Source organism: Alkalilacustris brevis, assembly GCF_003350345.1.
GTDB lineage: Bacteria > Pseudomonadota > Alphaproteobacteria > Rhodobacterales > Rhodobacteraceae > Alkalilacustris > Alkalilacustris brevis.
The window spans coordinates 1-14,899 of record NZ_QNVJ01000002.1 but is presented as its reverse complement, the minus strand read 5'-3'; the positions used below and the strand labels follow the sequence as shown (position 1 = coordinate 14,899).

The 14,899-nt window shown below is 66.0% G+C and carries 14 protein-coding genes and 1 tRNA gene; 7 read left to right on the top strand and 8 right to left on the bottom strand.

All coding sequences use genetic code 11. From position 1 onward, the window contains the following. Positions 1–155 precede the first annotated feature (155 nt). Together DQ229_RS00105 and DQ229_RS00100 are read right to left on the bottom strand one after the other, a co-directional pair. On the bottom strand, positions 156–2,795 hold the full coding sequence (locus DQ229_RS00105) for an ABC transporter permease subunit (RefSeq protein WP_114964248.1): 2,640 nt from the start codon (positions 2,793–2,795) through the stop codon (positions 156–158). A 101-nt stretch (positions 2,796–2,896) separates the two neighbouring features. Beyond that, positions 2,897–3,862 carry a PstS family phosphate ABC transporter substrate-binding protein gene (locus DQ229_RS00100; RefSeq protein WP_114964247.1) on the bottom strand — a complete coding sequence of 322 codons (966 nt, stop codon included), beginning with the start codon at positions 3,860–3,862 and terminating at the stop codon, positions 2,897–2,899. Between the two features lie 267 nt (positions 3,863–4,129). Here DQ229_RS00100 and DQ229_RS00095 point away from each other — a divergent pair, with 267 nt between their 5' ends. Genes DQ229_RS00095 through DQ229_RS00080 form a run of 4 tightly spaced genes read left to right on the top strand, consistent with a single transcriptional unit; the run spans position 4,130 to position 8,501 of the window. Beyond that, entirely contained in the window at positions 4,130–5,266 is a 1,137-nt protein-coding gene (locus DQ229_RS00095; RefSeq protein ID WP_114964246.1) for an ABC transporter permease, read from the top strand. A 2-nt stretch (positions 5,267–5,268) separates the two neighbouring features. Next, the gene (locus DQ229_RS00090) at positions 5,269–6,084 is read left to right on the top strand and encodes an ABC transporter ATP-binding protein (RefSeq protein ID WP_114964245.1); all 816 of its coding nucleotides are present in this window, start codon (positions 5,269–5,271) and stop codon (positions 6,082–6,084) included. A gap of 9 nt (positions 6,085–6,093) precedes the next feature. Next, complete coding sequence (locus tag DQ229_RS00085; RefSeq protein ID WP_114964244.1) at positions 6,094–7,833, top strand: MlaD family protein; 1,740 nt, start codon at positions 6,094–6,096, stop codon at positions 7,831–7,833. Then, positions 7,830–8,501, top strand: coding sequence for an ABC-type transport auxiliary lipoprotein family protein (locus DQ229_RS00080; RefSeq protein WP_114964243.1), 672 nt, complete (start codon positions 7,830–7,832; stop codon positions 8,499–8,501). The genes DQ229_RS00085 and DQ229_RS00080 overlap by 4 nt, the downstream gene beginning before the upstream one ends. A 33-nt stretch (positions 8,502–8,534) precedes the next feature. On the opposite strand, the gene DQ229_RS00075 is transcribed toward DQ229_RS00080, so the two are convergent. The 6 genes from DQ229_RS00075 to pdxH form a co-directional block, all read right to left on the bottom strand. Continuing rightward, positions 8,535–9,611 (bottom strand): glycosyltransferase, encoded by a 1,077-nt coding sequence (locus DQ229_RS00075; protein ID WP_155326401.1) that lies wholly within the window; start codon positions 9,609–9,611, stop codon positions 8,535–8,537. 253 nt (positions 9,612–9,864) lie between these two features. Further along, positions 9,865–10,251: a hypothetical protein gene (locus DQ229_RS00070; RefSeq protein ID WP_155326400.1), complete on the bottom strand. Its 387-nt coding sequence runs from the start codon at positions 10,249–10,251 to the stop codon at positions 9,865–9,867. Between the two features lie 220 nt (positions 10,252–10,471). Beyond that, a tRNA-Pro gene (locus DQ229_RS00065) sits at positions 10,472–10,548 on the bottom strand. Positions 10,549–10,787: 239 nt separating this feature from the next. Then, positions 10,788–11,231 carry a DUF192 domain-containing protein gene (locus tag DQ229_RS00060; RefSeq protein ID WP_420796845.1) on the bottom strand — a complete coding sequence of 148 codons (444 nt, stop codon included), beginning with the start codon at positions 11,229–11,231 and terminating at the stop codon, positions 10,788–10,790. A gap of 35 nt (positions 11,232–11,266) precedes the next feature. Next, positions 11,267–11,821, bottom strand: coding sequence for a cold-shock protein (locus DQ229_RS00055; RefSeq protein ID WP_114964249.1), 555 nt, complete (start codon positions 11,819–11,821; stop codon positions 11,267–11,269). Between the two features lie 109 nt (positions 11,822–11,930). Further along, positions 11,931–12,536 (bottom strand): pyridoxamine 5'-phosphate oxidase, encoded by a 606-nt coding sequence (pdxH, locus tag DQ229_RS00050; protein ID WP_114964239.1) that lies wholly within the window; start codon positions 12,534–12,536, stop codon positions 11,931–11,933. Between the two features lie 186 nt (positions 12,537–12,722). Here pdxH and fabI point away from each other — a divergent pair, with 186 nt between their 5' ends. From fabI to gpt, 3 genes are read left to right on the top strand one after another with little or no spacing between them, the layout of a single operon-like run. Next, positions 12,723–13,544 (top strand): enoyl-ACP reductase FabI, encoded by an 822-nt coding sequence (fabI, locus tag DQ229_RS00045; RefSeq protein ID WP_114964238.1) that lies wholly within the window; start codon positions 12,723–12,725, stop codon positions 13,542–13,544. Positions 13,545–13,548: 4 nt separating this feature from the next. Further along, complete coding sequence (locus tag DQ229_RS00040; RefSeq protein WP_114964237.1) at positions 13,549–14,145, top strand: LysE family transporter; 597 nt, start codon at positions 13,549–13,551, stop codon at positions 14,143–14,145. Positions 14,146–14,168: 23 nt separating this feature from the next. After that, entirely contained in the window at positions 14,169–14,675 is a 507-nt protein-coding gene (gene gpt, locus DQ229_RS00035; RefSeq protein ID WP_114964236.1) for a xanthine phosphoribosyltransferase, read from the top strand. Positions 14,676–14,899 lie beyond the last annotated feature (224 nt).

Genomic DNA, 14,899 nt, shown 5'->3' with positions numbered 1-14,899 from the left:
TGGCGAGTGTCGGGCGGTCAGCCCGGAGGGCACGGGCGGCGCTCGCCCGAGGGGGGCGCTGAAAGCGCCCGCCTGGGGGGCGGGCGGGCGCTGCCCGTGCCTGCGCCACGGGCGGGAAAAACTGGCAACTCACTGTGCTCTTCACCTCTGCCCCCTCACAGCTGAAACGCCCGCTTGCGGAAACGCTGGCGGATCAGTTCGGCCAAGGTGTTGATGACGAAGGTCATGATGAAAAGCGTCAGCGCGGCCAGGAACAGCACCCGGTAGTTGGTGCCGTCCTTCACCGCCTCGGGCAGCTCGATGGCGATATTGGCGGAAAGCGTGCGCAGCCCCGAGAATATGTTCCATTCCATGATCGGCGTATTGCCGGCAGCCATGACCACGATCATGGTTTCGCCCACGGCGCGGCCCATGCCCATCATTACCGCCGAAAAGACGCCAGAGGCCGCAGTGGGCAACACGATCCAGATTGCCGTCTGCCAAGGCGTGGCGCCGGTGGCCAGGCTGCCCGCGCGCAGATGGCCCGGCACGGCGTTCAGCGCATCCTCGGCCAGCGTGTAGATGTTGGGAATGACCGCGAAGGCCATGACGAACCCCACCACCAGCGCGTTGCGTTGCTGGTAGCTGTCAACAAAGCCGCCGCGCGGGTCATACCCGACCAGCGTGAGCGCGGCAGCCACCAGATAGCTCAGGGCGAGCGCGGCAAAGAGCGTCGCCACCCAGCGCAGCGCATCCAGCCGCCCGGCTGCCGCGCGCGGCAGCGCCCGCATCCGCTCGCGCGCCCTGTGGCCCAGCGTGCGCCGGTAGGCGATGGCGACAGTGATATAGGAGAGCGGCAGAAGGATCAGGAACATGAAGGGCGTGCCGGTGCCGATGCGCCCGCTCGTCCAGGCCTTGAAATCGCCGTAGAACAGCAGATCCTCGAAGGACGGCCCGATCATGTAGGCAGCCCAGGCCGTCACCATGATGGCCACGCCCATCAGCACGAATTTGGGAAAGCCATCAAAGCGCAACACCACCGCCGGCGGCAGCATCTGCCAGGTAAAGGCGCCGATCATCAACCCCAGCGGCACCGCGATGAAGCCCAGCAGCACCGCCGCGATCCATTCCTCGACAATGGGCGCGAGCACCAGCGCCGCGATGAAGCCCAGCACCACGGTGGGCAGGCTTTCCATCATCTCCATGGTCGGCTTGACGGTGGCGCGCACCGAGCGGTGCACGAATTCCGAGGTGTAGATCGCCGCCATCAGCGCGATGGGGGTGGCGAAAAGCATCGCGTAGAACGCGGCCTTCATCGTGCCGAAGATCAGCGGCACCAGCGAATACTTCGGTTCGGCCAGGTCGGTGCCGGCCGTGGATTGCCAGACGAAATCGGGCGCGCCGTAGCCCTCGTACCAGATGCGGCTGAACAGAACGCCCAGCGTGACCTCGGGGTGGCGCTGGGTGTATTGCCAGGCTTCCACCTCACCGCCCTGACTGACCAGCATCACCCCGTTCGAGCGCGGAAAGATCATCGCGCTGGATTGCGTGGTCACGTCGCCCGAGCGCTGCAGTTCGAACAGCACCTGATCCGACGTCGAGTGATAGATCCAGACATTGCCCAGTTCATCGACGGCCGAGAATTCCTTTTGCCGCTGTGCCTCGGACAGGTCCACCACTGCGGCGGGCATCGGCGCATGGCTGCGCGCGCGCACCAGTTCGCGACCGTCGGTTGTGGTGTCGGTGCCGGTCTGCAGCCGGAAGAAGACATTGACCGAGCCATCCTCGCCGCCGACAACAAGGCTTTCCTCGCCGCTGAGAAAAGTCATCGCGGTGACGGCCACGCCCGCGTCGGCCACGCGGCGGCGCTCGGCCAGGGTAGGGTTGTTCATGTCGCGCAGATCATAGCGAATGACATAGCCGTCATCGGTGGAGACGATCGCGCGGTCGGCACTGCCGGAAAGCAGGACACCCGTCACACTCACACCCGCGTCCAACCCCAGCTCGGGCAGGTCAACGGTGGTGGTGCTTACGGTTTCCTGCCCCGTCATCATGTTGATCTGCACGGTCGAGCGGCTTACCCGCACCTGCCCCGCCGCATCCACAGTAGCGAAGGCCAGCGTGGGCCGTTCGCGCGTGCCGCCGATGCGGTAGTCGATGGCGATGATCGGATGTTCGGAAATGGCCTCGGGCGCGGCCAGTTCAGTCACGGCGGAAAGCGTGCGGAAATCGCCGGTGCCCACCTCGGTGAAGACGCGGCCATCCAGCATACGGTCGCGCGCGTCCAGATCACTCAGCCCCTCGGGCAGGTTGCGCCGTGCGGTGGCCCGTGCTTCAAAGCCTGTGGTGGCAAAGCGCACCGTGCCGTCATCGAAGCCCAGCGCCACCCGGTCGCGGCCCAGCGTGCCCGACACGGCGGTCACTTCGGCGCCATTGAAATCGAACTGCGCGCGCGAAACCTCCGTGCCGGTCGGCACATGATAGGTGATCACGCGGCCCCCGGCGGCGATGACCGAGCCCAGCGTCTGATACTCGTCGCCATTGACCCAGATCACATCCTGCCCGGTGTCCAGTTGGTAGCGGACATTGCCCAGCAGTTCGCCGCCATCAAGAAGCGGCATCACCACCCTGAACAGAAACACCATGATCCCCAGAACGGCCACGATCACCATGAGCCCGCCCACGGTGATCACGCCGCCCGCGATCCTTTCGCCCCAGATCACGCTGCGCCGGGTCTCCATGCTGCGCCGGCGCTTGCGCCCGGCGATGGCCTCGGCCGATTGCGATGATTTCAGGTCGGTCGTGCTGTCTGACATGGTGTTCCTGCCCCGGCGGCGTGGATCGGAAAACGGGTGTTCTTTCAAAGGTGATCCGGGGCTGCGCGCAGCCCCGGACCCTGTTCATGCGCCTTGCGGCATCAGTTCAGGCCGAAGGTCGCGAGGTCCTGATCAGCGACCATCTTGACCAGCGGGAAGAAGCCCGCGCGCACCACGTCTTCCTGACCCTGCTGGCTGTAGACATAGCGGATGAACTCGGCGCGCACCGGGTCCAGATCCTGGTTCGGATCCTTGTTGACATAGATGTAAAGGAACCGTGCGAGCGGGTAGACCCCGGTCGCCGCCGCCTCGCCCTCGGGGGCGTAGCACTCCCCGTCAGCGCCGCGCAGCTCCACGGCCTTTACATCGGCGGTTGCGTAGCCGATGCCCGAATAACCGATTCCGTTGATGTCAGAGGCGACACCCTGGATCACGGTCGAAGAGCCGGGCTGCTCGCGCACCTCGGGGCTGTAGTCGCCGCCGAACAGCGCCACGTCGCGGAAGTAGCCATAGGTGCCCGAGGCCGAGTTGCGGCCATACATGGCGACGGGGCGGTTGGCCCATTCGCCGGTCGCGCCGACCTGGCCCCAGGTGGTGATCGCTGCATCGGCGCCGCCGTTGCGGGTCGAGGAGAAGATCGCGTCGACTTCCTCCATGCTCAGGCACTCGACCGGGTTGTCGATGTGGACGAACACGCCCAGCGCGTCGATCGCGCCACGGATCGGGGTGGGCTCATAGCCGTAGCGGGCTTCGAATTCCTCGATCTCGGTGCCGCGCATGGGGCGCGACATCGGGCCGAACTGGGCGGTGCCTTCCACCAGCGCGGGCGGGGCGGTGCCCGACCCGGCACCCTGGATCTGGATGGCGACGTTCGGGTACTGGGTGCGGAAGCCTTCCGACCACAGCGTCATCAGGTTGTTGAGCGTGTCCGACCCGATCGAGGTCAGGTTGCCCGACACGCCCGAGACGGGCTCGTATTCGGGCAGATTGGGATCGACCGACTGGGCATTGGCAGCGCCGGTCATCAGCACGGCGGCAGTCGCCATAAGGGCAGCAGAGCGTTTCATGTGAACTCCTCGAGTCTGTCTGCGTTGGTCGCGGCATCACGACTGGCACCCGAACTAGCGCCGGTTTGTTGCGGTATAGTCGCAGTTTGACGAAGGTTTTGTGACACGCGCCCCGGTTTCCGTCACAAAAGACCGAAAATATGCGTGCCGCGCGGCGTCCGTGTTAATCCCGGCTGCGATCGGATAGTTTTTGATCTAAGTCCCTGACTCGCGCGGCACCCTGCCGCCATCATTCATGCCGCCGTCATTCCGGAGTAAGCCGCCCGCATGGCAGAACGCGCGTCAAAAAAGGACCGCATCACGGTCGAAACGACCGCCGAGACGGCGCGCGTCACGCTGACCGGGGCGCTAGGCCTCGAATCGCTGCGCCGGCTCGAGGACGCGCTGCGCGCATTGCCCGCGGACCGCGCCGTGCATGTCGATCTGGCGGGGCTTGAGCGGCTGAATACCGCAACCGCCTGGTCACTGGCGCAACTGCAACGCCGGCAGGCCGCCGCCGGGCAGCCCTGCGAGATCACCGGCGTCGATGACGCAAGCCTCGCGCTGCTCGAGTCGGTCGCGCAGGCCCTGCCCGAACCGGACGAGGCCCCGGCCCGCCCGCGCGGCCTGCTTGACCGGATCGAGGCATTGGGGCGGCTGGTTGCCGGGGCGGTGGTGTATCTGGGCGAACTGGCCGCCTATCTGGGCCTGTTCATCGTGCGGCTGGGGCAGGCATTGCTCCACCCGCGCGCCTTTCGGCTGACATCGCTGGTGCATCATTGCCAGGAGGTTGGGCTGCGCGCGGTGCCCATCGTGGCGCTGATGGCCTTTCTGATCGGTGTGGTTCTTGCCTTTCAGGGCTCGATGCAGTTGCGTCAGTTCGGGGCCGAGGTCTTTGTGGTCGATCTGATCGCGGTGTCGATCCTGCGCGAGCTGGGCATCCTGCTGACTGCGATCATCGTGGCCGGGCGCACGGCCTCGGCCTTCACCGCGGCCATCGGCTCGATGAAGATGCGCGAGGAGATCGACGCCATGCGCACGCTGGGCATCGACCCGGCCGCCGCGCTGATCGTGCCGCGGGTGCTGGCGCTATTGCTGATGCTGCCCATTCTGGGGCTGATCGCCAATATCGCCGGGCTGGTGGGCGGCGCGCTGATGTCCTGGATCGAACTGGGCATATCGCCCGGCATGTTCCGCACGCGCCTGGTCGAAGGCGTAAGCGTCAATCACCTGATCGTGGGCATGGTCAAGGCGCCGGTCTTCGCGGTGATCATCGGGATCATCGGCTGCCATGGCGGCATGAAGGTGGGCAGCGACGCGGAATCGCTGGGGCGGATGACCTCGGCCTCGGTGGTGGCGGCGATCTTCGCGGTGATCGTCGCGGATGCGCTGTTCTCGATCTTCTTCGCACAGGTGGGGATCTAGGCATGAGCGACGCAGCACAGCCCGACACCACCGGCCATGACAACGTGATCGAACTGCGCGGGATCGAAACCCGCTTCGGCACCAATGTCGTGCATGAGGGGCTGAACCTCGATGTGCGCCGGGGTGAAATCCTGGGCATCGTCGGCGGCTCGGGCACGGGCAAGTCGGTGCTGCTGCGCGCCATCTGCGGGTTGTTGCGCCCCGCCGCGGGCGAGATTCGCGTGCTGGGCACCGATGTCTTGCGCGCCAGCGAGGAAGAACGCGCCCAGCTTGAAACCCGCTGGGGCGTGATGTTTCAGGATGGTGCGCTGTTTTCCAGCCTGACGGTGCGCGAAAACGTCGAGGTGCCACTGCGCGCCGTGCCGGAACTGACGCCGGAATTGCGCCGCGCAATGGCCGATCTCAAGATCTCCATGGCCGGCCTGCCCTGGCGCGCGGGCGACAACTACCCTTCCGAGCTGTCGGGGGGGATGCGCAAACGCGCCGGCCTGGCGCGCGCGCTGGCGCTCGACCCCGAAATCGTGTTTCTGGACGAGCCCACCGCCGGGCTTGACCCGATCGGCGCGGCGGCCTTCGACACGCTCATCCGCGGGCTCAGCCGCTCAATGGGGTTGACGGTGTTCCTTGTCACCCATGACCTTGATACGCTGCACGCGGTCTGCGACCGTATCGCGGTGCTCGCCGAACGCAAGGTGCTGGTGACAGGCACCATGCAGGAGATGTTGCTGGTCGATCACCCTTGGGTGAAAGAGTATTTTCACGGCCCACGTGCCCGCGCCGCGCTGGCGACGGCGGGCGACGAAACCGCAGGGGACTGACACCGCATCATGGAAACGCGCGCCAATTACATTTTGATCGGACTGTTCACCCTTGCCGGGTTTCTGGGGCTGCTGGCCTTCTTCATCTGGCTGGCGCGGGTCGAGCTTGACCGCCAGTTCGCCTATTACGACGTGCGCTTCAACGCAGTGTCCGGCCTGAGCCGCGCCTCGGATGTGCGCTTCAGCGGGCTGCCGGTGGGCCAGGTCGTCGATCTGCGCCTGGCGCCCGAGCGTGACGGCACCGTGCTGGTGCGCCTGGAAATCGACGCCGCCACCCCGATCCGCGAGGACAGCGTCGCCACCATCGAGGCGCAGGGCGTTACCGGCGTCTCCTATGTGGCGATCAGCGCAGGCAGCCCCGACAGACCGCTGCTGGTCGAGGCCGACGGCGCCGCCTTCCCCGAGATCACCTCCGGGCGCTCGGTGCTGCAAAGCCTGACCGAGGACGCGCCCGAGATATTGAGCGAGCTTCTGAGCGTGCTTGACCAGATCGGCACGCTGCTGGGCCCGGAAAACCAGCAGCGCGTGGACAACATCCTCGCCAATCTCGAAACCTCGTCCGAGAATTTCGCCTCGGCGCTGGATGATTTCGCCGCCGTCTCCGACAGCGTCGCCGTGGCCGCCGGTGCGATCGCCGAATTCGCCGACCGGCTGGACGAGATCACCACCGCGGGCGTCGCCACCATGCAGATGGCCGATACCGCGCTGTTGAACCTTTCGCAGCTTTCCAACCGCGCACAACAGACCCTGCAACAGGGCGATGCGGCCTTGCAAAGCGCCACGCGCAGCTTCGATTCCGCCGGGCGGTTCCTTGATGACGACCTGCCCGCGCTGGTCACCGACCTGACCGAGGCTTCGGCCGCGCTGCGCGCCGATCTCGATGCGCTCACCGTCGATGCGCGCGGGCTGATCGACCAGTTCAGCGCCACCGGCGCCGCCGCGACCGCACGCCTGAACGAGGCCCAGGCCACCATCGCCGCGACCGATGCGATGATCGCCCGCCTGACCGAGACGCTCGACACCGTCGATCGCGCCGCAGGCAGCTTCGACACGATGCTCACCGGCGATGGCGCGGCCCTGGTGGCCGAGGCCCGCAGCGCCGTTTCAGGCGCCAACGAGGCCATCGCCACCATCAGCCGCGTCGCCGAAACCGACCTGCCCGCGATCATGACCGATATTCGCGGCGCCACCGAAACGGCGTCGCGGGTGATCGAACAGGTGGGCGGCGATCTTTCCGCCGCCTCCGGGCGCATCGACGGGATCGCCGATGACGCGCAAGGGGCCATTGCCGCCGCGACCGACACCTTCAGCCGCGCCAACCAGACCCTGACCGCGATCAACGAGGCCCTGAGCGCGGGCGAGCGCACGCTGGCCGCCGCCGAACGCGCCTTCGAAGGCGCCGACCGCCTGATCGACGAGGATATCTCGGCCCTGGTCGCGCAACTGCGCGAGTCGATGACCCGGCTCGATGGCGCCATCGCGCAGGTCTCCGATGACATCCCCGCCGTCACCGCCGACTTGCGCGCGGCGGCGGAATCCGCCCGCGTGGCCTTCCTCGACATGGGCGAGGTGGTCGGCACCGCAGGCGAGGCCGTGACCGGCTTTGCCACCACCGGCCTGCCACAATACACTCGGCTTGCGCAGGAAACCCGCAACCTGATTGCCAGTCTCGAACGGGTCACGCGCCAGATCGAACGCGACCCGACGCGGTTCTTCCTCGACCGCCAGACACCGGAGTTCAGACGATGACCCCAGCCCCCCTGCCCCAAGCCATCATCGCCCGGCGCCTGCTGATCGCCGCCACGCTGGCGCTCTCGCTCGCGGGGTGCGCCACCATCGCCGCAATCGGCCAGGCGACCACCCCGCTCGACGCCTATGAGCTGCGCGCACCCGCCGATGTGGCCACCGCGCGGGGGGGCGCGCTCGCGCGCGACCTCATCATCGAAGTGCCCACCACCAGCGGCGCGCTCGATTCCGACCGCATCATGATCCGGCCCAACCCGCTGCAGGCGCAATACCTGCCCGGCGCCCGCTGGGCCGAGAACCTGCCGGTGATGATGCAGACAGTGATGCTGCGCAGCCTGGAGAACACCAACGCCCTGCGCTATGTGGGCCGCCGCCCGCTGGGCGGGGCGGGCGATTTCGCGCTGGTCTCGGAAATCACCGATTTCCAGGCTGAACTGCGCGACGGCGACGGCGCCGAGCTGCGCCTGCGCATGACCGTGCGGATCATCCGCGAATCCGACGCCAGCATCCTGGCCAGCCGCACCTTCACCTCGGGCGCCCGCAGTGCCAGCACCGACACGCTGGATATCGTCACCAGCTTCGACACCGCCGCCCAGCCGATGCTGCGCGAAATCGCCGCCTGGGTACTGGACAGGCTGGGCATCCCGGCCGATCCGCCCGCCGAAAGCTGAACGGCGCGGGGCCGGGCAGAGGCGGCAATGCCCCTACGCCCCGTCCAGCAACGGCGGAAGCAGGCGACGATAGCTATCAAGCGCGCTTTCGTCATATTGCGCACGCAGCCGCACCGCCTCGTCGCGTGCCGCCTGCGCCAGACCGGGCCGGAACCACAAATCCGCCAGGGCATCCAGTATCGCCTGCGCACTGCGCTCAATGCGCGGCACGACCCGGCAGGCGCTCAAGTGGCCCGATGCGCGCAACGCGTTCGACAATTGCTCCAACTGGACCGGGAGCGCCAGCACCGGAACCCCCGCCAGCACCGCGAGCGACAGCGTGCCGGCCTGCCCGGCGCACATGATCACCCGGCTGCGCGCAACGATCTCGCTTGGGGGAAGCGGCGCGGGTTCGATTCTCAGGCGCGGATTGGCGGCAAGGCCGCGCGCCAGGCCAGGTGCCAGCCCCGGCGCCACAAGCCGCGCGGCAAAAGGCAGCCGAAGCAAGGCCTCGCGGATCGCGGGCTCATTCAACTCGCCGGTCGAGAAATAGATGAAAACCTCGCTCCCCTGCCCTTCGCTCAGCGGTGGCAGTCGCTCAATTGGCAGCAGGAGCGGGCGTTCGCGCCATTCCGCATAGGGATCCCACAGCGTCACCCCGCGCGGAAGGGACAAATCGGCCGCATAGACCTCGGGCAATCTGGCGAGCGGCGGAAGGCCGCGCGCGCCAAGCGTCCGGTTGATGGTGTCACACATCGCCGCCTCGTCCGGCGGCGGCGCGTCGCCGAGGGCTGGGCGATGTCGCGCAGCCTCCTGAGGTGTTAGAAAGTCAGGAAACCGCAGTAGGCTGGATGGGAACACACCAAAGGCAGTGCCGGTTGCTACTGCCCGGATACCGAGTGCGCGTGCCGCCATCAGCGCGGTTGGCGCAAAATCAGCGACCACAAGGTCAGGACTCAATGCACGCAAAGCATCACGCCACCAATCGAAGCGCAATATCAAGACTTCTGAGTCATTGAAGCCGCGGGCCAACATCCAACTGGCCCAGTTGAAAGCGTGCGCGGCATGTGACCGAGACAGGCGGTTAAGGCGTGGTCCACGATCAACCTTATCACAAAGCCCGTCCAGCACGGCAGCATGGGTCATACTGTGCAGGAGGGCCTCGCAGCGATGCGAGGGCTCCAGCGCACGAGCCACCATCGCCAGAGAAGTGACATGCCCGCGCCCTGCTCCGGCTTCGCAGCAAAGTAAGACACACGGCTTCCGAGTATCTGGAACCCGCATATGGGCTAACCAAGAATCATGCTAGTAGACGTTGGCAAAAGTAGTGAACGGCCTCGCGTCGCAGTCAGAGCCTTCGGCAAAGATCCTGACCGGAACCTACTCAGAACGGGTAAGTCATCTCCCCATCGTCATCATCTGACTTGGTTTTCACACCCCCAACCCCGACGCCGAAGTCGATCGCCCCGTCACCCAGCCCGATGCCGAGATCGACCCCGATATAGCCGTTGCGGTCCAGATAGGCGGCGCCCAGCGTTCCGCGCCAGCGCTGGCTGCCGAACATGTAATCCACCCCGACCGACCCGACGGCCTTCTCGCGGCGATTGTCGGAAAACACCCGCAACCCGATACCGGTATCCACCCCGCCGCCGCCGAAACTGAAGGTCAGGCCCAGACCCACGGTCGGATCGGCCGCCGATGGAGTGGCCATCAGCGCAGGCACGGCGCAGGTCATCGCAAAGTAGCGCAAACGGCTCGAAAGTCTGTTCATGTTGAAACCTCGCTCCACAAATCCACTATCTAAGTAGGCTTCAGGGCGCCACGTTCTGTCAAGCCCGCAGCCGATCCCGGCACCCCGAAAAGGTCATTGTCACAGCCGCTGCAGCCGCACGGCAACATCCGGAACCGCCACCGCCAGATTCCATGCGCCCACCATCCGGCCTTCAGGCCGCGCGCGGCCACTTCGCAAACGGTTTGAACTGGCGAAAAACTGGTCGGGGCGATAGGATTCGAACCTACGACCTACGGTACCCAAAACCGTCGCGCTACCAAGCTGCGCCACGCCCCGACGCCCGCGTGATAGCGCCCTGCGCGGCGCTTGGAAAGCCCCCTGCGCAGCCGCGCCGCGGAAATCCTTCGCAAAGTCGGACAGCGGCATCTTTGCAAACCCTACCGGCTCTGCCCTGTTCCTTCACTGTGAGACAAATATCCTCGGGGGGCACGGGGGGCAGACAGCCCCCCGCCCCAGATCTTGCCGCGCGTTTCGAGTCGTCGGGCGCTCCCGCCTGGCTTGACCCCGCTCTCGCCCTATTCCACGCAGGGCCAGGCGGCGATGTCCTGCGGCAGGCGCGGGTGGCGCAACTCGGTGCCGGCATCGATTCCCATCGCCCGCGCCAGCCCGCCGTTGATCTCCAGCACCGAAAGCACCGCGCTGCCGCCGTGGATCAGGGTTTCGTCATGCGGCACGGCCTCGTGATGCACATGGGTCACGGTGCCGGTGTCATCGGTAAAGATCATGTCCAGCGGGATCAGCGTGTTGCGCATCCAGAAATTCGCGGGCTGCGGGCTTTCGTAGAGAAACAGCATCCCCGCCCCGCGCGGCAGGCTTTCGCGGTGCATCAGGCCGCGGGCGCGGGTCTCGCTGGTGTCGGCCAGTTCGACGGTAAAGCGCGCCTGCCCCCAGTCGCCGCGCAATTCGACCGTATCGGGCCGGCATGCGCTGTCGGACTGCGCCGCGGCAAGTGCCGGCAAAAGCCCGATCGCAAGCCCGATCGCGAGCGCGGCGATCAGCCGTTCGAAGCGTTCAGCGCCGCCTCCCACGGGGCCGCGTGCACTGCCATCAGGCCGCGCCGGCCTTCGATGATCCGCAGGCTGAGCGCCTCGCCCGGCTGCAGCTCGGCAAAGCCCGAGCGGCGCAGCACCTCGATATGCAGAAAAACGTCCTTGCCACAGCCGAAGACATTGGCGAAGCCGAAACCCTTGGATTTGTCGAACCATTTTACCCTTGCCGGTGCCAGATCGATCTTCGCGATGTCCTCCGGGCTCATGTCTTCGAGTTCCTCGAAGCCGGTGAACGGCGCCCCGCGATCCCCGAGAATCTCCAGCACCTGCGTGGCCTGCAGGCCACGGGGCGTTTCCTGGACCGCGACCCGGATCGCCGTGCCGTCGCTGACCGAGCCCTGGCCAAACCCCCGCAGGACATTCGCGTGGAGCAGGATATCAGGTCCGCCATCCTCGGCAACGATAAAGCCGAACCCTTTACCCGGATCGAACCATTTGACCTGCCCTTCCAGCGCCCACCCCTCGGCCCCGCCGGCTTCGTCTTGATTCTTTCCAGCCAATTTGCTGTATCCCGCCACGAAATCCTTGTTGCATGTGACGCAATTGTGACGAATCTTGCCAGAGTAGAAAAGGATTAAGTTCAATCAACCTTAACCATCTGAAAAAGCGTCAGGGATTCAGCCGCTCGACCGACCATTCCCCGCCCGGCGATTCGCGACGCCAGCGGAAACGGTCATGCAACCGGAAGGCGCCATCGGCCCAGAATTCGATCTCGACCGGGCGCAGCCGGTAGCCGCCCCAGAACGGCGGGCGCGGCGGGTTCGGCCCCAGTTCGGCGGTGCGGCGCGCCACTTCAGCCATCAGGGCCATGCGCGATTCAAGCGGCTGCGACTGGCGCGAGGCCCAGGCCCCCAGCCGGCTCTTGAGCGAGCGCGACGCGAAATAGGCATCGGCTGCCGGGCCGTCCTCGCGCTCGATCAGGCCGCGCACGCGGATCTGCCGGCGCAGGCTTTTCCAGTGCATGACGAAGGCCGCCTTGCCGCTTCCGTCCAGCTCGGCCGCCTTCACGCTGGCGTAATTGGTGTAGAAGACAAAGGCTTCCGCTTCGATCTCCTTGAGCAGGACCATGCGCGCGTTGGGCATCCCCGTGGCATCGACGGTGGCCAGCGCGATGGCGTCGGGGTCGTTCGGCTCGTGCTCCTCGGCCTCGGCCAGCCAGGCGCGCGCGATGGCGAAAGGATCGTCACCGGCGAATATTCCCTTGCGTTCCGACATGGCCCGGCTCTCCTTTTTTCCGGCGTCTCGGCGGGCAGACCGCGCCCGATGCCGTTTATGCGGCGGCCGAGCCGCCGGGACAAGGGCGCAGCCCGCGCGCCCCGCGCGCCCATCCTCTTGATGCCCGCACCCCAATAGCCTAAAGCAGCAAGGCATTGCTTCAAGGCTGCGCGAGGGTTTCCAGGGATGTCTAACAATCTTATGCAGGGCCGCCGCGGCCTGATCATGGGCGTGGCGAATGACAAGTCGATCGCCTGGGGAATTGCCCAGGCGCTTGCCGATGCCGGGGCCGAGCTGGCCTTTTCCTATCAGGGCGAGCAGTTGAAGAAGCGCGTCGGCCCGCTGGCGGCCTCCGTGGGCAGCGACACGGTCATCCCCTGCGACGTGAGCGACCCGGCCTCGCTGGATGCGCTGTTCGACACCCTGCGCGAGAATTGGGGCACGCTGGATTTCGTGGTTCATGCCATCGGCTTTTCCGACAAGGCGCAACTGCGCGGGCGCTATGTCGATACCGGCCCCGAGAATTTCCGCATGACGATGGACATTTCAGTCTATTCCTTCACCGCCGTGTGCCAGCGTGCCGCCGCGATGATGGCGCCGGGCGGCAGCCTGCTGACCATGACCTATTACGGCGCCGAGAAGGTGATGCCGCATTACAACGTGATGGGCGTGGCAAAGGCGGCGCTTGAGGCCTCGGTCAAGTATATCGCCGAGGATCTGGGCAAGGACGGCATCCGCGTCAACGCCATCAGCGCCGGCCCGATCAAGACGCTGGCGGCCAGCGGCATCGGCGATTTCCGCTATATCATGAAGTGGAACGAGCTGAACTCGCCGCTGCGGCGCAACGTGACGCAGGACGAGGTGGGCAAGGCCGCGCTCTACCTGTTGTCCGACCTTGGCTCGGGCACCACGGGCGAGAACCTGCATGTGGATGCCGGCTATCACGTGGTCGGCATGAAGGCCGTGGACGCCCCCGACATCGCCGCCGTGACCGGCACGAAGGACTGATCCCTTGGAGATCGCGTCGCTCATCGCGTTCAATCTGGCAATCGTTGCCGCGCTCGCCTCTCCGGGGCCTGCGATCATCGCGATGTTGCGTGCCAGCCTTGGCGCGGGGCGGGCTGCTGGATGGTTCTGCGGCCTCGGTCTGGCGGTCGGCGCGACGAGCTGGAGCTTGCTGGCCGTGCTCGGGCTGACCACCGTCTTTGCGATCGTGCCCTGGGCATTCGCCGTATTGAAGATTGCCGGCGCGGCATACCTGCTTTGGCTCGCAATCTCGCTGTGGCGCCATGCCGAGCGGCCGCCCGACAGCGCCCGCCCGCAGGGCTTGACCGGTTTTCGCCTGGGGCTGCTGACAAATATGGCCAATCCCAAGGCCGTGATCTTCGTTGCGGCGATCTTCACCACCGTTTTCCCTGCCATGCCAACCGGTGCAATGGCGGCAATGATCGTTGCAAACCACCTGCTGCTGGAGATTGCGTTCTACACGGCCCTGACCATGGGCCTGACCGTCCCCGCGATCAGGGCCGCCTATTTGCGTTGCAAGGCCGTCTTCGACCGCGCCGCCGCCGCCATCCTGGGCGTGATGGCGATACGGATCGTCACCTGAGTCCACCAAGGAAAGACTTTGCCATGACCGACCGCCTGCCCCATGAAAAAGGCTTCCACGTAAGCTGGGACCAGATTCACCGCGACAGCCGCGCGCTGGCCTGGCGGCTGGACGGGCAAGGCCCCGAGAAAGGCGGCACCTGGAAGGCGGTGGTCGCGATCACCCGCGGCGGCATGGCGCCGGCGATGATCGTATCGCGTGAGCTGGATATCCGCACCGTCGACACGATCTCGGTCAAATCCTACAACTGGCAGGAGCAGACAGACCCGCACCTGCTCAAGGCCCCGTCCAGCGAACTGATGGGCAAGGACGGCGCCGGGGTTCTGATCGTCGATGATCTGGTCGATACCGGCAAGACACTGGAACTGGTCCGCAAGCTCTATCCCAAGGCCCATTTCGCCACCGTCTATGCCAAGCCGCAGGGCCGCGAGATGGTACAGACCTTTGTCACCGAGGTCAGCCAGGACACATGGATCTTCTTCCCCTGGGACATGGCGCTGCAATACGTCGAACCCTATCGCGGCGCCTGAGCACCCTGGCCAGGCTGGTCGCCACTGCGCGCCGCCACCAACCTCGCCGCCGCCCAGGGGACTCGCATTTGATAGACATCTGCATAACCCGGTTCGAGATGGAGACCCTAGGGCAGCGCCTGCCTGGGCAGGCGCTCAAGAAACTATCTAGCAGGCTTCTTAAAAAGGAAACCGGGCAGTTCTCGGCGAGGAAACTGTTCCTGTCCCACCATCCGAACGGGGCG

Excerpts from the sequence above, each read along its gene's own strand:
- gpt (WP_114964236.1), top strand. The coding sequence starts at position 14,169 with ATGACCGACCGCCTGCCCCATGAAAAAGGCTTCCACGTAAGCTGGGAC.
- DQ229_RS00090 (WP_114964245.1), top strand. The coding sequence starts at position 5,269 with ATGAGCGACGCAGCACAGCCCGACACCACCGGCCATGACAACGTGATC.
- DQ229_RS00080 (WP_114964243.1), top strand. The coding sequence starts at position 7,830 with ATGACCCCAGCCCCCCTGCCCCAAGCCATCATCGCCCGGCGCCTGCTG.
- DQ229_RS00105 (WP_114964248.1), bottom strand. The coding sequence starts at position 2,795 with ATGTCAGACAGCACGACCGACCTGAAATCATCGCAATCGGCCGAGGCC.
- DQ229_RS00100 (WP_114964247.1), bottom strand. The coding sequence starts at position 3,862 with ATGAAACGCTCTGCTGCCCTTATGGCGACTGCCGCCGTGCTGATGACC.
- DQ229_RS00085 (WP_114964244.1), top strand. The coding sequence starts at position 6,094 with ATGGAAACGCGCGCCAATTACATTTTGATCGGACTGTTCACCCTTGCC.
- DQ229_RS00095 (WP_114964246.1), top strand. The coding sequence starts at position 4,130 with ATGGCAGAACGCGCGTCAAAAAAGGACCGCATCACGGTCGAAACGACC.
- DQ229_RS00070 (WP_155326400.1), bottom strand. The coding sequence starts at position 10,251 with ATGAACAGACTTTCGAGCCGTTTGCGCTACTTTGCGATGACCTGCGCC.
- pdxH (WP_114964239.1), bottom strand. The coding sequence starts at position 12,536 with ATGTCGGAACGCAAGGGAATATTCGCCGGTGACGATCCTTTCGCCATC.
- fabI (WP_114964238.1), top strand. The coding sequence starts at position 12,723 with ATGTCTAACAATCTTATGCAGGGCCGCCGCGGCCTGATCATGGGCGTG.